At 36.2% G+C, this 17365-nt stretch carries 14 protein-coding genes and 3 pseudogenes; all 17 read left to right on the plus strand.

Features of this window, described 5'->3' with window-relative positions:
• The first annotated feature begins 185 nt into the window (after positions 1-185).
• Entirely contained in the window at positions 186-1706 is a 1521-nt protein-coding gene (locus tag ACFX5U_RS00460; RefSeq protein ID WP_400262245.1) for a sulfatase, read from the plus strand.
• The gene (locus tag ACFX5U_RS00465) at positions 1706-3223 is read left to right on the plus strand and encodes an arylsulfatase (protein WP_400262246.1); all 1518 of its coding nucleotides are present in this window, start codon (positions 1706-1708) and stop codon (positions 3221-3223) included. The genes ACFX5U_RS00460 and ACFX5U_RS00465 overlap by 1 nt, the downstream gene beginning before the upstream one ends.
• Positions 3224-3272: 49 nt before the next feature.
• Positions 3273-4322, plus strand: a complete 1050-nt coding sequence (gene mutY, locus ACFX5U_RS00470; protein ID WP_280571249.1) for an A/G-specific adenine glycosylase — start codon at positions 3273-3275, stop codon at positions 4320-4322.
• An 18-nt stretch (positions 4323-4340) separates the two neighbouring features.
• Positions 4341-4787, plus strand: coding sequence for a single-stranded DNA-binding protein (locus tag ACFX5U_RS00475; RefSeq protein WP_038695372.1), 447 nt, complete (start codon positions 4341-4343; stop codon positions 4785-4787).
• Between the two features lie 145 nt (positions 4788-4932).
• A pseudogene (pheS, locus tag ACFX5U_RS00480) lies at positions 4933-5971 on the plus strand (phenylalanine--tRNA ligase subunit alpha).
• A 203-nt stretch (positions 5972-6174) separates the two neighbouring features.
• Complete coding sequence (locus ACFX5U_RS00485) at positions 6175-6750, plus strand: TetR/AcrR family transcriptional regulator (RefSeq protein WP_038695376.1); 576 nt, start codon at positions 6175-6177, stop codon at positions 6748-6750.
• A 34-nt stretch (positions 6751-6784) separates the two neighbouring features.
• Positions 6785-8195, plus strand: a pseudogene (gene rlmD / locus ACFX5U_RS00490) (23S rRNA (uracil(1939)-C(5))-methyltransferase RlmD).
• Between the two features lie 3 nt (positions 8196-8198).
• Complete coding sequence (locus ACFX5U_RS00495) at positions 8199-8594, plus strand: hypothetical protein (protein WP_038695380.1); 396 nt, start codon at positions 8199-8201, stop codon at positions 8592-8594.
• A 67-nt stretch (positions 8595-8661) separates the two neighbouring features.
• Positions 8662-9426: a hypothetical protein gene (locus ACFX5U_RS00500; protein ID WP_038695382.1), complete on the plus strand. Its 765-nt coding sequence runs from the start codon at positions 8662-8664 to the stop codon at positions 9424-9426.
• Positions 9427-9571: 145 nt separating this feature from the next.
• Positions 9572-10258 carry an OmpA family protein gene (locus tag ACFX5U_RS00505; protein ID WP_280571238.1) on the plus strand — a complete coding sequence of 229 codons (687 nt, stop codon included), beginning with the start codon at positions 9572-9574 and terminating at the stop codon, positions 10256-10258.
• A 155-nt stretch (positions 10259-10413) separates the two neighbouring features.
• A complete protein-coding gene (gene miaB, locus ACFX5U_RS00510) occupies positions 10414-11850 on the plus strand; it encodes a tRNA (N6-isopentenyl adenosine(37)-C2)-methylthiotransferase MiaB (protein ID WP_038695384.1) in 1437 nt (478 codons plus the stop codon).
• A 40-nt stretch (positions 11851-11890) separates the two neighbouring features.
• A pseudogene (locus ACFX5U_RS00515) lies at positions 11891-13166 on the plus strand (sigma-54 interaction domain-containing protein).
• Positions 13167-13176: 10 nt separating this feature from the next.
• Positions 13177-13698 carry an LptE family protein gene (locus tag ACFX5U_RS00520; RefSeq protein WP_280571233.1) on the plus strand — a complete coding sequence of 174 codons (522 nt, stop codon included), beginning with the start codon at positions 13177-13179 and terminating at the stop codon, positions 13696-13698.
• Between the two features lie 10 nt (positions 13699-13708).
• Positions 13709-14764 carry a tetratricopeptide repeat protein gene (locus ACFX5U_RS00525; protein ID WP_038701995.1) on the plus strand — a complete coding sequence of 352 codons (1056 nt, stop codon included), beginning with the start codon at positions 13709-13711 and terminating at the stop codon, positions 14762-14764.
• 13 nt (positions 14765-14777) lie between these two features.
• Positions 14778-15146, plus strand: coding sequence for a preprotein translocase subunit SecG (secG, locus tag ACFX5U_RS00530; protein ID WP_038695390.1), 369 nt, complete (start codon positions 14778-14780; stop codon positions 15144-15146).
• Positions 15147-15363: 217 nt separating this feature from the next.
• On the plus strand, positions 15364-15639 hold the full coding sequence (gene groES / locus ACFX5U_RS00535) for a co-chaperone GroES (RefSeq protein WP_021192191.1): 276 nt from the start codon (positions 15364-15366) through the stop codon (positions 15637-15639).
• 85 nt (positions 15640-15724) lie between these two features.
• Entirely contained in the window at positions 15725-17362 is a 1638-nt protein-coding gene (groL, locus tag ACFX5U_RS00540) for a chaperonin GroEL (protein WP_200878648.1), read from the plus strand.
• Positions 17363-17365 lie beyond the last annotated feature (3 nt).

Below are 17365 nucleotides of genomic sequence, written 5' to 3' on the forward strand. Positions count from 1 at the left end.
TGGATTTCTTATTGCTATTAACATCGATTAAGTAACCTTGCTTTTTCAATGGTAATAGCTTGGCGACTATTTATTTTGATTGGCATAACGAAAAATTTGCAGTTATATTTAATAAGAATTTAATTGCATAGAAACTCAAATTTATCTAAGTTTGAAGCTCAACCAAACTAATTCTCTTATAATTTATGAAGAAAACAGCATTATTTATAGCTCTCTGTGTAGCGAATGTGATTGCTTACGCGCAGCAAAAACCGAATATTGTTATTATCATTTCTGATGATCACTCATACCAGACTATTGGAGCCTATGGTTCTAAATTGGGGCATACACCAAATATTGATAGGATTGCGTCTGAAGGCGTTCGCTTTAATAAAGCTTATGTGACCAATTCAATTTGTGGTCCAAGTAGAGCAACTTTATTAACAGGAAAATATAGTCACAAAAACGGATTTAAGGATAATGAAACGTCCAATTTTGATCACGGTCAGGATCTTTTTGTAAAAGACTTACAAAAAGTGGGTTATAAAACTGCTTGGATTGGAAAACAACACTTAGGAAATGAACCTCAAGGTTTCGATTACTTCAGTGTTTTAGTTGGACAAGGGCATTATTTCAATCCAACTTTTATAAATGCAAATAACCAAAAAGAGACTGTCAATGGTTATGTGTCTGATATTGTCACGGATAAAGCAACGCATTGGTTGGATTCTTTAGATAAAAATAATCCCTTTTGCCTCGTTATTGGCCATAAAGCAACGCATCGCACTTGGATGCCTGATCCTCAGGATTTTGGAAAAAATGATAGGAAGGAATTTCCCCTTCCGGAAAATTTTTATGATGGTTATGAAGGCCGATTATCTGCTGCTGGACAGGAAATGTCCATTGATAAGGATATGCAGATGGGTTATGATCTAAAAATGTATAACTCAGTTGCCGAAATGAAAAAAGATGGGAATTTCTCTCGCATGAGTGAAGATCAGATGAGGAAGTATTTGGCTTATTATAAACCAATAAAAGAACAATTGGACATGCAGAAACTTTCCGGTAAAGCTTTGGCTGAGTGGAAGTACCGTCGTTATATGATTGATTATTTGAATACTGCGGAATCTATGGATCGCAATATCGGGCGAGTATTAGATTATTTGAAGGAACATGATTTAGAGCAGAATACGATTGTTATTTATTTGTCTGATCAAGGCTTTTATATGGGTGAACATGGTTGGTTTGATAAGCGTTTCATGTATGAGGAGTCTTTTAGGACGCCAATGGTTGCCAGGTTTCCAGAAATGATTGCTAAGGGATCGGTATCTGATGCTCAAGTTATGAATGTTGATATTGCCCCGACTTTGTTAGCGTTAGCTGGAGTGAAGAAACCAAGCCAAATGCAGGGAGAGTCATTTGTTAATGTATTGAAAGGGAAAGACAATAAAGGACGTCAGAGTTTATATTATCATTATTATGAAAATGGTGAACATGCTGTATCTCCACATTTTGGAGTGAGTGATGGTCGATACAAATTAATTCGTTTTTATAAACGTGTTAATAGTTGGGAGTTGTATGATCTTACCCAAGATCCTTCTGAAATGAAAAATATATATGATTCAACATCTTCAAAGATTGTAAATAAATTGAAAAAGAAATTGAAGCGAGAAATTATAAAGGTGGAAGATAACGATGCACTAAGCATTTTTAATCAAAAATTGTAATGAAACTAGGCAACTCTTATCTCATTGGTCTATTGACCTTGATTGTTCCCTTTACTTCGGTATTTGGACAGCAACAAAAACCAAATGTTGTATTGATATATGTGGATGACCTGGGCTATGGCGACCTGGGGAGCTATGGTGCAACTAAAATAAAGACGCCAAATTTGGATGCTTTGGCTTCCGATGGAATTAGGTTTACAAATGGTCATGCAACTGCAGCGACTTGTACTCCTTCCCGCTACTCTTTAATGACTGGAAATTACCCTTTCCGTCAGACGGGAACAGGTATTTTGCCGGGTGATGCGAAATTAATCATTCCTCAAGATAAGGTGACTTTACCTAAAGTGTTTAAGCAGGCCGGTTACCAAACTGCTGTGATTGGAAAATGGCATTTAGGCTTAGGGGATCAAGTTGATAAGGATTGGAACGGAAGTATTAAGCCGGGTCCTTTAGAAGTTGGGTTTGATTATTCTTTTATTTTTCCTGCAACTGCTGACCGAGTGCCAACGGTGTTTTTAGAAAACCATGATGTACTTGGTGTGGATCATAATGATAAGATTGTAGTATCATATACCCAAAAGGTAGGAAATGAACCTACAGGTAAAGAGAATCCTGATTTATTGAAGATGAAAAACTCACCAAATCATGGTCATGATAATACGATAGTGAATGGTATAGGTAGAATTGGATGGATGTCGGGGGGTAAAGAAGCTAAATGGGTAGATGAGGAGCTTACTTTAACATTTGCTGACAAAGCAATTCATTTCATTCAAGATCATCGTCAAATCCCGTTTTTCTTAAGTTATAACGCTACCGAGCCACATGTGCCTCGTATGCCTGCTACGATGTTTAAGGGTAAAAGTGGATTGGGTTATCGTGGAGATGCAATTTTACAACTTGATTATACTGTTGGGCAATTGGTGAAGACTTTAAAGGACAATCAAATTTATGAAAATACGATAATTATCTTTTCTAGTGATAATGGGCCAGTGTTGGATGATGGTTATGATGATGGTGCGGTTACACAACTGAACGGGCATAATCCATTTGGACCATTTAGCGGAGGTAAATATTCGGCATTTGAAGCGGGTACTCGTGTTCCTTTTTTTATTACTTGGCCAAAAATGATTAAGGAGGGTACTACATCTGATGCTTTAGTTTGTCAGGTTGATTTGCTTAGTAGCTTTGCTTCATTTTTTAATGTTAAATATAATGCTGATGAGGCTGTTGATAGTCAGAATTTATGGAAGAGCTTTACTGGTAAGGATTCGGTAGGGAGAGCTCATTTAATAAAATCATCAGGCACATTAAGTGTATTGGAAGGTAATTTTAAATATATTAAAGCCGGTAAGGGGGCTAAAAGAAACAGTCTTGTCAATATTGAACTTGGAAATGATGAGGTCGACCAATTATACGATTTGAGTATTGATAAAGGCGAAAGAAATAATATTGCAGAAAGTAATCCTCAAAAAGTGATGGAGTTGAAAGCAATTCTTGAAAAGGAATTACGGAAATAATAGTAGGGCATTTATTTGATAGCTACGATAAAAAGCGCATTTTTGTAGGATGTCATTTGCGAAGAAAATAATAGAATGGTATCATGAACATCAACGTGATTTACCTTGGCGAAATACAAGAGATCCTTATAAAATTTGGTTATCTGAGATTATTTTACAGCAAACTCGGGTAGAGCAGGGAATGCCTTATTACTTGAGGTTTGTAGAAAGGTACCCTGATGTATTGTCATTTGCAAATGCTTCAGAGGATGATATTTTGCATTTATGGCAGGGTCTGGGTTATTATTCGCGAGGACGAAATATGCATAAGGCTGCGGGTATTGTACAGAATGAGTATCAAGGTGAATTTCCTAAAACATATGTCGAATTAATTAAATTGCCTGGTGTCGGTGAATACACCGCTGCTGCAATTTCTTCTTTTTCTAATGACGAGGCTCAAGCAGTCTTGGATGGTAATGTTTTTCGTGTACTCGCGCGGTATTATGGCATTGATACGCCAATAAATACTCCTGCAGGAAAAAAAATTTTTACACAATTGGCAAAAGAGAATCTTGATTTAGCGCATCCTGCGATATACAATCAAGCAATAATGGATTTTGGTGCATTGCATTGTAAACCTAAATCACCATTATGTCAGGAATGTGAACTTCAATTGGATTGCTTTGCAAATGTCAATGGCCTAGTAGCGGATCTACCGGTTAAGATTAAGGCTAAGAAGAGTAGGAATCGTTATTTTCATTACTTTATTATTGAACAAGATGATGCTATTTTGATGTCTAAGCGGGGTGCTTCGGATGTTTGGGAAAATTTATATGAATTTCCAATGATTGAAACAGCTGAGGCTTTGGACGGTTTAGCGATTCTTGCTAGTCCAGAATTTATAGATTTATTCGGTTCAGAAGTCGGATTAAGCCTATTGAGAACAAATAAAAAACATATTTTGAGTCATCAGAATATCTATGCGACCTTTTATAGGATGTTAAGTTTTAAGGGATTGGAGCGAAAAAAAACAAATTGGAATTATGTTTTGTTAAAAGATTTGGATAAATTAGCTAAACATAAGCTCATTTTTTCTTTTTTAGAAACAGCTAAATTATAACCAAACACCTTTAATATTATGTCAGGAGTCAACAAAGTTATTCTAGTAGGTCATTTAGGCAAAGATCCAGAAATTAGATATTTAGATAATAATGTCTCTGTTGCTAGTTTTCCGTTAGCAACATCAGAAACTTTTAATCGAGATGGTAAACGGGTAGAGCAAACGGAGTGGCATACAGTTGTGCTATGGCGCGGGTTGGCAGATGTCGCTGCCAAGTATTTGACAAAAGGGAAGTTAGTGTATATTGAGGGACGATTAAGAACACGTTCGTATGAAGATAAAGAAGGAGTTAGACGCTATTCGACAGAAATTGTAGCGGAGAACTTTACCTTATTGGGTCGTAAATCAGATTTTGAACCTACAACTGCTTCTCCTGCACAAACGCAGGCGGAAAAAGTTGAAAATAAAGAAGTCGACGTTGATTTTACAGAAAATGAGAATGATAGTAATCCATTGCCGTTCTAAAGATTTCTTATAAACTATAAAAAAGAGCATCATCAAACATGATGCTCTTTTTTATGATTCTTTTTTAAGAATGTGGAATGAATTTGTACCTCTTGAATGAAAACACTTTATCTTTTATAATATTTTCCTGTATCTTTGAATAATTATGTTGCAAGATAAAATAACGCAGTATACTGAAGAAATTAAGCAATTTGCTCCAACTTCTTCAGCTGATGTAGAAAATTTCAGGCTGAAATTTTTAGTTTCAAAAGGTATTGTTAAGAATTTGTTTGATGAATTTAAAACCGTTTCTGTAGAAGAGAAACGTGTTTTGGGTATGGTATTGAATGAATTTAAGCAGTTGGCTGAAAAAGCTTATCAAGAAGCTCACGAAAAATTTGGTACGAATAAATCACAAGCTCAGAAGAGCGAAGGTGATCTTACGCTACCTGGACAAGGGTTTAGATTAGGATCTCGTCATCCACTTTCTTTAGTTCGTAAGGAGATTGTTGAAATCTTTAAGAAATTAGGATTCATCGTTTCTGAAGGGCCAGAAATTGAGGATGATTGGCATAATTTTTCTGCTTTGAACTTTCCTCCAGAACATCCGGCACGTGATATGCAAGATACCTTCTTTATTAAGAAACAAGAAGGTAATGATATCACGTTACGTACACATACGTCATCTGTCCAAGTTCGTTTAATGGAAGCTGGTAAGCCACCTTTCCGCGCAATTATGCCAGGACGTGTTTATCGTAATGAAGCTATTTCTTCACGTGCACATTGCTTTTTCCACCAAGTGGAGGGACTTTACGTTGATGAAAATGTTTCTTTTGCAGATTTGAAACAGACTTTGTTTCACTTTGTACAAGAGTTATACGGCGAGGGAAACTGAAGTGCGTTTCCGTCCTTCTTACTTCCCATTTACTGAGCCTTCTGCTGAAATGGATATTTCATGTACGATTTGTAAGGGTGCGGGTTGTCAGCTGTGTAAATATTCAGGTTGGGTGGAAATCTTAGGTTGTGGTATGGTTGATCCAAACGTCTTAGATAATTGTGGCATCGATAGTAAGAAATATTCTGGTTTTGCGTTTGGTATGGGTATTGAACGCGTAACCAATTTGAAATATGAGATTAAGGATTTACGTTTATTTTCGGAGAATGATATGAGATTCTTATCTCAATTTGAAAGCGAAATTATTTAATGTTAAGACGAATCGATTGTGCCATCACATTGTCTATATCTTTTGTAAATCATTTGTTTGCAAGTGACATAGATAATGTGATTGTCTTTTTTAACTTTAAAAGTAACCCTATTCTGTATATTCACTCCCTTATAGCTGGATGTGCTATTAATGTATGTGTCCCCCATCATTCGGTTAAAGTACTTAAGATATCAAGCTAAATTATGGAAGCAGACAAAATTATTGAATCTATCAAAAGATCTGCTCGAGAGTTATTTCGAAAGTATGGTTATAATAAGACTAGTGTCAACGAATTAGCGAAACGTGCTAATATCGCAAAAGCTACTTTTTATAAATATTTTGAGAGTAAGGAGCTTATTCTTCACGCTATTTTGATGGAATATATTCAGGAGAATGTTAAGGATATTTTGAAAAAAAATGTGGGAGAAGAAGATTTAGCTGTTTTCTTGGGTAACACAATCCTTAAGGTCAGTCGTTTGACTTATACGGTCTGTAATGAATTTGTGGGTTGGGAGTTTATTCGTGAATCTGCGAATGCCCAAGAATATTTAAAAACATTGTCGGACGATTTGGAGTTTTTACTACTTAGTTCGTTCATACAAAATGATACAATTGCAGCTTCCATCCCCGAAAAGAAGTTGACATTCCTTATCAAGACGAGTAAAAATATCGTTTTTTCATTTGCGTTTACAGCAGTTACTGAAGCAGACGTTCGTAAAAATTTCATTTCTTTTCAAAAGGAAATTCTTCCATATTTAGTTCACGCAACTATTCATTAAAATTCTGATCAAAAAAGCGTAATTTTGCGCCAATATGAGAAGAAGAAGTTCACAAGAAAGATTAGTTTTCAGTGATATCGAGATTGTTGATATTGCAGAAGAGGGCAAAGGTGTTGGTAAAACAGATGATTTGGTATTGTTTGTTGAAAGAGCGATTCCAGGTGATGTGGTTGATGTGGAATTGATACGCAAAAAGAAAAGTTTTGGCGAAGGTCGTATTCAGACTTTGAAGAAAGCTTCGGAACACCGTGTTGAGCCTTTCTGTGAGCATTTTGGAGTCTGTGGTGGTTGTAAATGGCAACACATGACTTATGATGCGCAACTATTGTTCAAACAACAGTCTGTAGAAAATGCACTTACACGTATTGGTAAGGTGGATACATCTTCTATGGAAACCGATCTTGCCTTCTGTTCAGACAAAGTATTATCGTAATAAATTGGAATACACTTTTTCGAATAAAAAGTGGTTAACTTCTATTGATGATAATGTCGAAGATATGAATATGGATGCTTTAGGTTTCCATGTACCTGGCCGATTTGATAAAATTTTAAATGTTAATCATTGCTATTTACAGGAAGATCCTTCTAATATCTTGCGTAATAGTGTTCGTGAGTTTGCTGTTGAAAATGATATTTCCTTTTATGATTTACGAGGACATAGTGGAGTTTTACGCAATCTGATCATTCGCATTTCATCTACGGGAGAATTGATGGTAATTGTGGTATTTGCGTACCCAGAGGATGGCCAAGTAGAATTATTGATGTCCTTTATCAAAGAAAAATTCCCGACCATTACTTCTCTTCTTTATATCATCAACCAGAAAAAGAATGATACTATTTTCGATCAAGATATAATCGTTTATAATGGACGTGATTTTATTTATGAGGAAATGGAAGGTCTTAAATTTAAAGTTGGTCCGAAATCATTCTATCAAACGAATTCAGCTCAAGCATATGAATTGTATAAGATAACGAGAGATTTTGCTGGTTTGTCTGGCGAAGAGTTGGTATATGATTTATATACTGGAGCGGGTACGATTGCCAATTTTGTTGCTAAATACGCGAAGGAAGTTATAGGGGTAGAGTATGTGCCTTCGGCGATTGAAGATGCGAAAATAAACTCTGAAATAAACGGCGTAAAAAACACAAAGTTCTATGCCGGTGATATGAAGGATGTATTAACAGCTAATTTCATTGCAGAACATGGTAAGCCTGATGTGGTGATTACAGACCCTCCTCGTGCAGGAATGCATACTGATGTTGTTGCTCGACTTTTAGAAATGGAAGCTCCGAAAATTGTTTATGTAAGTTGTAATGCAGCAACTCAGGCACGCGATTTGACACTGTTGGCTGAGAAATACGATGTTGTTCGTATTAAGCCAGTTGATATGTTTCCACATACACAACACGTTGAGAATGTTGTTTTATTAAAATTGAAGGGATAATTTATGGAAATGGAAGAATGGTTTGGAGCTTCGCAAAATAAGGAAGATGAAACCCAAAAATCAAGTCCTTTAAAAAGTTTGAAAATCGATTTAGATTATTATAACGATTCGATTAAAGAAATATCTTTAGAAATTATGGGTGAGGGCTTGTCTGCTTATCCGATTTTTATTGCACATCAGCATGTCGTAAATGTCGGTGAAATGATTCTTGATCATGTAGAGCTGAAAACAAATTGGAGTATCAACGCTTCTACTTTCGAAGAATTTGTTGAGGCCAATATTATTAAAGAGGATAGAAAAGAGGCCTTTCTCAAAAAATACAAACGTGCACAGGATTTTATGTGTTTGTTTGTTGTTGTTCCTGAAGGCGCAAATTTCGTTTTCTATCCTTATAAATAAGGGTCTATAAAATATTTAAACTTTTTTAACATATGATATGTCAAACTATTATTACTTTTATTTTAATATGTATAGAAAAATAATTAGTCATATCATCGGTGTTCTTTGCTTGTTGTTCTTGTGTTTTTCAGGTACAAATATTTATGCACAACAGATTCAAAGAATTTCAGGGATGGTTTTTGAAAAAGGAACTTCGCTGCGTCTTTCTGAAGTCAATATTAGTAATTTAAGAACTAATAAATCTGTTATTTCAAATTCATTTGGCGTTTTCTTGATCGAGGCATCAATAGGGGATAGTTTATCTTTTTCAAAGGTCGGCTATTCTGAAGTGAAAACCGTGATCACAGATTTAAAAGATTTTTATATTGAGCTGCAACCTGGTATTACCTTGGAAACTGTTGTTGTAGAAAGGAAAACAAAAGAAGCGGAGCTTAATGAAGCTATGCGTGATTACGGAAAAAAAGGAGTCTATAATGGGGGTAATAATAAATTTGGGACTTATTTAGCTAGCCCTGCAACAGCTCTTTATAATCTTTTTGGTCGTGAGGCAAAGAATGCAAAGCGCTTTAGTCATTTTTTAGATTCGGAAAAAAGAGAACTTGAGGTTGATAAAGCTTTTTCAAAGGAAGCTGTTCGTGAGATAACAAAATTGGAGGATAAAGATTTAGAATCTTTTATGCGTATATATAGGCCTTCTTTCGAGGCGGTTGAACACTGGCAACACTATGATTTTTTGGAATATGTGCAGCGATCGTTGGATGATTTTAACAAAAATGGTCGTCCAGCGGGATTTACTCTTCCTGATATTGAAGTAAAAACACAGGAGAAATAATCCATGTATTTTATTATCTCGTACTCTCTGTCTATATTTTTGTTACTAAAATAGGCTTAATCGGCTATTATTTGTTTTTTGGCATTTGGTTTGTTTAATATTGCTGTGGAATCACACTAGAAATATTATTAAAGATATTATAATTATGAAAATGAATAAGAAGTTAGCTGTTTTTGGTCTTACTGTGGCTACATCAGCAATGTTATTTGGGAGCTGTTCAACAATTCAAAATGCAAATAATACCACAAAAGGTGGGGTAATCGGTGGGGTTGCGGGAGGTGCGTTAGGTGCACTTATTGGTAACAAGGCAGGTAGTACTGCTATTGGTACGATTGCAGGAGCTGCTATTGGTGGTGCTGCAGGTGTATTGATTGGTAAGAAGATGGATAAGCAAGCTGCTGAAATTGCTAAAACGGTAGAAGGTGCTGAAGTTACCCAGGCTGGTGAAGGTATTGTTGTAAAATTTGATTCAGGTATTTTATTTGATTTTAACAAGTCAGATTTAAAAGCTTCAGCAAGAGAGAACATCAAAAATTTAGTAGCAACTTTAAATAAAGAGCAAGGTACAGATATCTTAGTTATTGGTCATACAGATAATGTAGGTTCACTTGATGCAAATCAAAAAGTTTCTGAAAATCGTGCTAATGCTGTTCGTGCTTTTGCTGTTTCTCAAGGGTTGGCTTCATCACGTATCCGTACAGAGGGAAGGAATTTTTCTGAGCCACTAGAGAGTAATGATACTGAAGCAGGTCGTGCAGCAAATCGTCGTGTAGAGATTGTTATCGTTGCAGGAAGCCAAATGAAACAAGAAGCTCAGAATCAAGCAAAATAAGTATAAGAATCATTCATTATAGTTCTGAAAAAGCGCTGATTATTCATCAGCGCTTTTTTATTGGAATCTATATTCATATACGTGCAATATTAATATGACAAACTGTCATCAATCCAATATTTATTTTTAACTTTGTGGTCTTTGAATTTTGAGCTATGTTAGATTTAACGCATACAACTAAGGAACACGACGAAACACGTCAAGGTGAAGCATTATTGATTAAAAATGATGTTGAAAAACGTAATGGACGTAAATTATATATTGAGAGCTATGGTTGTCAAATGAATTTTTCAGATAGTGAGATCGTTGCCTCTATTTTACTGGAAACTGGATTTGAGACAACTAAAAACTATCAAGAAGCAGATGTTATTTTTATCAATACCTGCTCTATTCGTGAGAATGCAGAGCAGCGTGTGCGGAATCGTCTGAAAGAGTTTGAATTTGCCAAGAAAAGCAATCCTGGGATGATTGTGGGCGTTTTAGGCTGTATGGCTGAACGGCTTAAAGCTAAGTTTTTGGAAGAAGAAAAGTTAGTGGATGTTGTTGTAGGACCTGATGCTTATCGTGATTTGCCAAACTTAATTGCGCAAGTTGATGAGGGGAATCGTTCTGTTAACGTATTGCTTTCTCGTGAGGAAACTTATGCTGATATCAGCCCTGTTCGTTTAAATTCGAATGGCATTACGGCTTTTATTTCAATCATGCGTGGTTGTGATAATATGTGTTCTTTTTGTGTTGTCCCATTTACGAGAGGAAGAGAGCGTAGTCGCGACTCTGAATCTATTGTGAAGGAAGCACAAGACCTTTTTAATGCGGGATACCGCGAAGTGACCTTATTGGGGCAAAACGTCGATTCATATAAATATACAGCTCCGACAGTTGAGGGGCAGGAAGCAAGTGCTCCAATTAATTTTGCTAATTTATTGGCATTGGTTGCTGCTGTTGATCCTTTACTACGTGTTCGCTTCTCGACTTCTCATCCGAAGGATATTACGGATGAAGTATTGCATACAATGGCGAGTCATGATAATATTTGTAACTATATTCACCTACCGGTTCAGTCAGGGAATTCTAGAGTATTAGAATTGATGAATCGTACCTACGATAGGGATTGGTATATCAATCGTATTGATGCGATTAATCGTATTATTCCGGGATGTGGTATTTCAACGGATATTATTACGGGTTTCTGTACGGAAACGGATGATGACCACCAAGAAACTTTAAGTATGATGGATTACGTAAAGTATGATTATGCTTTTATGTTTGCTTATTCGGAACGCCCCGGCACTTTGGCTGCAAAACGCTATGCCGATGATATACCAGAGGAAGTTAAGAAAAGTCGTTTAACAGAGGTTGTTGCCAAACAAAGAGCACATAGCTTTGATCGTTTGCAACAATTTGTTGGTAAAAATCAACGTGTTTTAATCGAAGGTTTTTCAAAACGCTCGGACAAGGATTTTGCAGGACGTAATGACCAAAATGCAATGGCTATTTTTCCTGTAGATGAACGCTATCAGGCGGGAGATTATGTAACTGTTTTGATTGAATCATGTACTTCAGCTACTTTGTTAGGTAAAATTGTTGATTAATTAGGATTTAATATAGGTCTTTTATTATTAAATTTAGAAGATGGATAATCAAGATATTAAGAATCGATTTGGGATTATAGGTAATTCGCCCTTACTCAATAGAGCTATAGATATTGCTCGCCAAGTGGCTCCTACTGATATTTCAGTATTGATTCAGGGTGAAAGTGGTAGTGGTAAAGAAGTATTCTCGCATATTATTCATCAAATGAGTGCACGCAAACATGGTGCTTTTATCGCTGTGAACTGTGGTGCTATTCCTGAAGGAACGATTGATTCTGAATTGTTTGGGCATGAAAAGGGTTCCTTTACAGGAGCTCATGAAGCTAGAAAGGGATATTTTGAAGTCGTTGATGGCGGAACTATATTTTTAGATGAGGTAGGGGAGCTGCCCCTTGGTACTCAAGCGCGTTTATTACGTGTCTTGGAATCAGGGGAGTATATCCGTGTAGGTTCTTCTAAAGTGCAGAAAACGAATGTTCGTGTTGTTGCGGCAACAAACGTTGATGTTTTTAATGCGGTACAAAATGGGAGGTTTCGTGAAGATTTGTATTATAGATTGAATACAGTTTCCATTACGTATTCCTTCTCTACGCGAACGTGCTGAAGATATCTATTTATTATTTAGAAAATTTGTCGTTGATTTCTCTGACAAGTACCGTTCTCCAAGTATACAATTGACAGAAGATGCGCAGCAGTTATTGAAAACTTATGCTTGGCCAGGTAATGTACGTCAACTGAAAAATATTGCTGAACAAATTGCGGTATTAGAAAAGGAACGTGTTGTGGATGCTCAGATATTGAAAAATTATCTTCCGTCTGAAACGCGCTCAACATTGCCTGCTATAATGGCTAATAAAAGTGGTAAGGAGGATTTTTCAGAACGCGATCTTTTATATAAAGTGCTATTTGATATGAAGAAGGATATGGTCGATTTGAAAAAATTGGTCGTTGAATTGATTCAGAATGGGGTTAATCCTGCCACTTATGATGAAAATTCACCTTATATAAATCGTTTATATCAAGAAATTGAGCCTAGTGCTGAACGTCTGCAGGACCAACTTTCTGCTTCACAGACATTAACGATCCACCAACCCAATGTTTTAAAAGGTAATCCTGGACAAGACGGTTATTTAAATTATGATACTCAGGATGCAGAAGAGGTGGAGGAATCGCTTTCTTTAACAGAGAAGGAATCTGATTTAATCAAAAAGGCATTAAAGAAACACCGTGGTAAGCGCAAGGCAGCTGCACAGGAATTGGGTATTTCGGAAAGAACTTTGTATAGAAAAATTAAAGACTTAAATTTAGATTTATAAATCGTCGTTTATGAAGAAGCTTAAATCAAGATTGTTACCTGTTTTTATGATGATGGCGCTGCTGTTTTCAGCAACAAGTTGTGGTGTGAAGTATGGTTTTACTGGTGGGTCAATTCCCGAAGGAATGAAGACGGTGAGCGTAATCTACTTTGAGAATATTGCATCCATGGTTTATCCGACTTTAAGTCAGAATTTTACAGAGAAACTTAAAGAGCAGATTCGTAATCAATCTAGCCTGAGTCAGGTAAATGATAATGCAGATGCAACATTTGAAGGCTTTATTACCGATTATACCATTAGTCCTGCGGCTGTAGAAGCAGGGACCGATCGAGCAGCCTTAAATCGTCTTTCAATAACGATTAAAGTAAATTATCATAATAAAATTGTTGAGAAGGATAATTTTGAACAGTCATTTACCAGATATAAGGATTTTTCAGGACAATTACAGGCGGCTCAAGAAGAGACATTGAATAAGGAAATTATTCAAATGTTGGTCGAAGATGTTTATAATAGAGCATTTGCTAATTGGTAATCATGCAATAATGGAAAATAAACGAATTTCAGAAGATATCAACTTGTTTCATCAAGCGATCAATAATCCGTTAACGCTTTCGGAATCCGATTTGTTGTCCTTGATTGCTAAGTTTCCTTACGCACAATCGCTTCGTTTCGCTTACGAGCGCCATCTTTATTTGTTAAATAAGGAAGTGCATAATATTTCATCTACTTTGCTTTATGCAGCCAATCCCAATTGGTTATATGAATACCTGCATAAGGCTACTCCGGTAGAACCTACGGCTGAAGTAGCGTTTGAAGACGATGAGTATATAGATTTTGAGGATACTACTGATGAGGAAGTAGAGTTGGTTGATAGTGGTGTTGATGCTGAGGATGGAAAAAAGGAATTGAACGCCTTGATTCAGTCAGGTGTTGCGCATGATTTTTTTCGGTTGGAAAAGGTTGAACCTGTTTTGGAACAGGAGTCGGAGGATGTATATCCTATTACCGAAACCATATTGCCTGTGGAAACTATTATAGAAAAAGGAGAAGAAGAACGTGTTAGTGTTTATGATGATGATTTGCTGCCTTATAGTTTTTTATGGTGGTTACATAAAACGCGTTTAGAACATGCGGAAACGTATCAACCGTTTTTGAAAGCTCCAATTTTTCGTCCTGAACCTGTTGAACAGGATATAACACGTTTTAAACAGACAATTGATTCACAGCTTTTGGATCAACAGATTAGGGAGAATATTTTTCATTTGCAATCTCCAGAGGTTAAGCTGAGTGAAGAGTTTAAAAATACTGTTCCTTTTCAAGTTGAGAAAAAAAATACAGATCATTTAATCGAAAGGTTTATTAAAGAGGATCCTCAGATAAAGCCGCCGCCTGCTGATAAAATCAATCTCGAAAATAAAGCAAGGAAAAGTTCTGAAGATCAGTATTCTCTGGTGACGGAAACTTTAGCCCGAATTTATATTGAACAGGGATTATATCCTAAGGCTATAGAGGTTTACAAAAAATTAGTTTTGAAATATCCAGAAAAAAATGCGTACTTTGCATCGGAAATTTTAAATTTAGAAAAGAAATTAACTTAATACATATAAAGAAATGCAAGGAATATTAATTGCTCTTATAATTTTGGCGAGTATTTTATTATCATTTTTAGTTTTAATACAAAATCCAAAAGGAGGAGGTTTATCATCAGGATTTGCTGGTGGAACAAATATTATGGGTGTTAAACGTACAGGTGACCTTTTAGAAAAAGGTTCTTGGGGATTAGTGATTGCGATCATGGTTTTCTGTTTAGCATTTAATATTGTAGCTCCATCATCAACAGCTACTGTAGGTGGCGGTTTGGGTAATCAAATTGAAGCTCCTGCACAGACAAGTCCATTGAACTTAAATAATACACAACAACCTGCTGGGACTGGTCAACAAGCACCTGTACAGAATACAGTTACAGACTCAACTAAATAGGTTCTTGAATAGAAAATTTAAAGCCTCCGAGATATCGGAGGCTTTTTTTTATGCTGTCAGTTTTGGAGAGTGACAGCCTGACAGCGAATCTCAAATAAATCTGCCAGTCCATTGCTTTTCGATGCAAATTTGTCTCAAAAGTCTGTTCTTGGGGCTTTGGCATAATTGCTGATGAAGTTTAAGTATAATTGAAATAGAACTAAAAATAAAATATATTATGGCATTAAACATTAAACCTATCGGTGACAGAGTAGTAGTTGAAGCTGCTCAGGCAGAAGAAAAAACAGCTTCAGGATTGTACATCCCTGATACAGCAAAAGAAAAACCATCTCAAGGAATCGTTGTAGCAGTTGGAACAGGTAAAGTTGACGAACCTTTAACTGTTAAAGTTGGTGATAAAGTTTTATATGGTAAATATGCTGGAACTGAAATTACTGTTGAAGGTAAAGAGTATTTGATTATGCGTGAAGCTGATATTTACGCGGTTATTTAATTTTTTTAATATAAATTCAAAAGTAAATAGATTTGATTTCTTACTATCACTTTAAGAGTTAAATGAAAATTTCAAAAATTTAAAGATAATGGCAAAACAAGTAAAATATAACGTTGAAGCACGTGAAGCACTTAAAAAAGGTGTTGACACATTAGCAAATGCAGTAAAGGTAACTTTAGGTCCTAAAGGACGTAATGTAATCATCGAGAAAAAATTTGGTTCTCCAGTAATCACGAAAGATGGTGTTACTGTAGCTAAAGAAATCGAATTGAAAGATGCTTTGGAAAATATGGGTGCTCAGATGGTTAAAGAAGTTGCTTCTAAAACCGCTGATCAAGCTGGTGATGGTACTACTACTGCAACAGTTTTGGCTCAAGCTATTGTTGCTCCAGGTATTAAATCTGTAGCTGCAGGTGCTAATCCGATGGACTTGAAACGTGGTATTGATAAAGCAGTAGCTGCTGTTGTAGCAAACTTAAAAGCACAATCGCAAACTGTTGGTCAGGACAATAATAAAATTAAACAAGTAGCATCAATTTCTGCTAATAATGACGATGTTATCGGTGCTTTAATTGCGCAAGCAATGGAGAAAGTTGGTAATGATGGTGTTATTACTGTAGAAGAGGCAAAAGGTACTGAAACTGAAGTTAAAACAGTTGAAGGTATGCAATTTGACCGCGGTTACTTATCTCCATATTTTGTTACGAACTCTGATAAAATGGAAGCGGAATTAGAAAACCCTTACATTTTAATCTATGATAAAAAAATCAGTAACATGAAAGAATTGTTACCGATTTTGGAAAAACAAGTACAAACTGGTAAACCATTAATTATCATTGCTGAAGATTTAGACGGCGAAGCATTAGCGACTTTAGTTGTTAATAAAATCCGTGGTTCTCTGAAAGTTGCAGCTGTTAAAGCTCCAGGTTTTGGTGACCGTCGTAAAGCAATGTTAGAAGACATCGCAATCTTAACTGGTGGTACAGTAATTTCTGAAGAAAGAGGTTTCAAATTAGAGAATGCTGAATTATCGTATTTAGGTCAAGCTGAGAAAGTGGTTGTTGATAAAGATAATACAACAATCATTAATGGTGCTGGTAACGCTGAAGATATTAAATCTCGTGTTGCTCAAATCCGTTCTCAAATCGAAACGACTACTTCTGATTACGACCGTGAGAAATTACAAGAGCGTTTAGCTAAGTTATCTGGCGGTGTTGCAGTTCTTTATGTAGGTGCTACGACTGAAGTAGAGATGAAAGAGAAGAAAGACCGTGTTGATGATGCTTTACATGCTACTCGTGCAGCTGTAGAAGAAGGTATTGTTGCTGGTGGTGGTGTTGCTTTCATTCGTGCAACTGATGCTTTAAAAGGATTAAAAGGTGCTAACGAAGATGAGACTATTGGTATCGATATCATTAGACGCGCAATCGAAGAGCCTTTACGTCAAATCTGTTTCAATGCTGGTATCGAAGGTGCTGTTATTGTTCAGAAAGTGAAAGAAGGTACAGGTGATTTCGGTTATAATGCACGTACTGACGTTTTCGAAAACTTGATTGGTGCAGGTGTAATCGATCCAACTAAAGTTTCTCGTGTAGCTTTGGAAAACGCAGCTTCTATCGCTTCTATGTTGTTAACAACTGAATGTGTATTGGCTGATGAACCAGAAGAAAACTCTGGCGCTGGTGCTCCTCCAATGGGTGGTGGCATGGGTGGAATGATGTAATAT

It is taken from the genome of Sphingobacterium sp. SG20118 (assembly GCF_044740685.1).
Classification (GTDB): domain Bacteria; phylum Bacteroidota; class Bacteroidia; order Sphingobacteriales; family Sphingobacteriaceae; genus Sphingobacterium.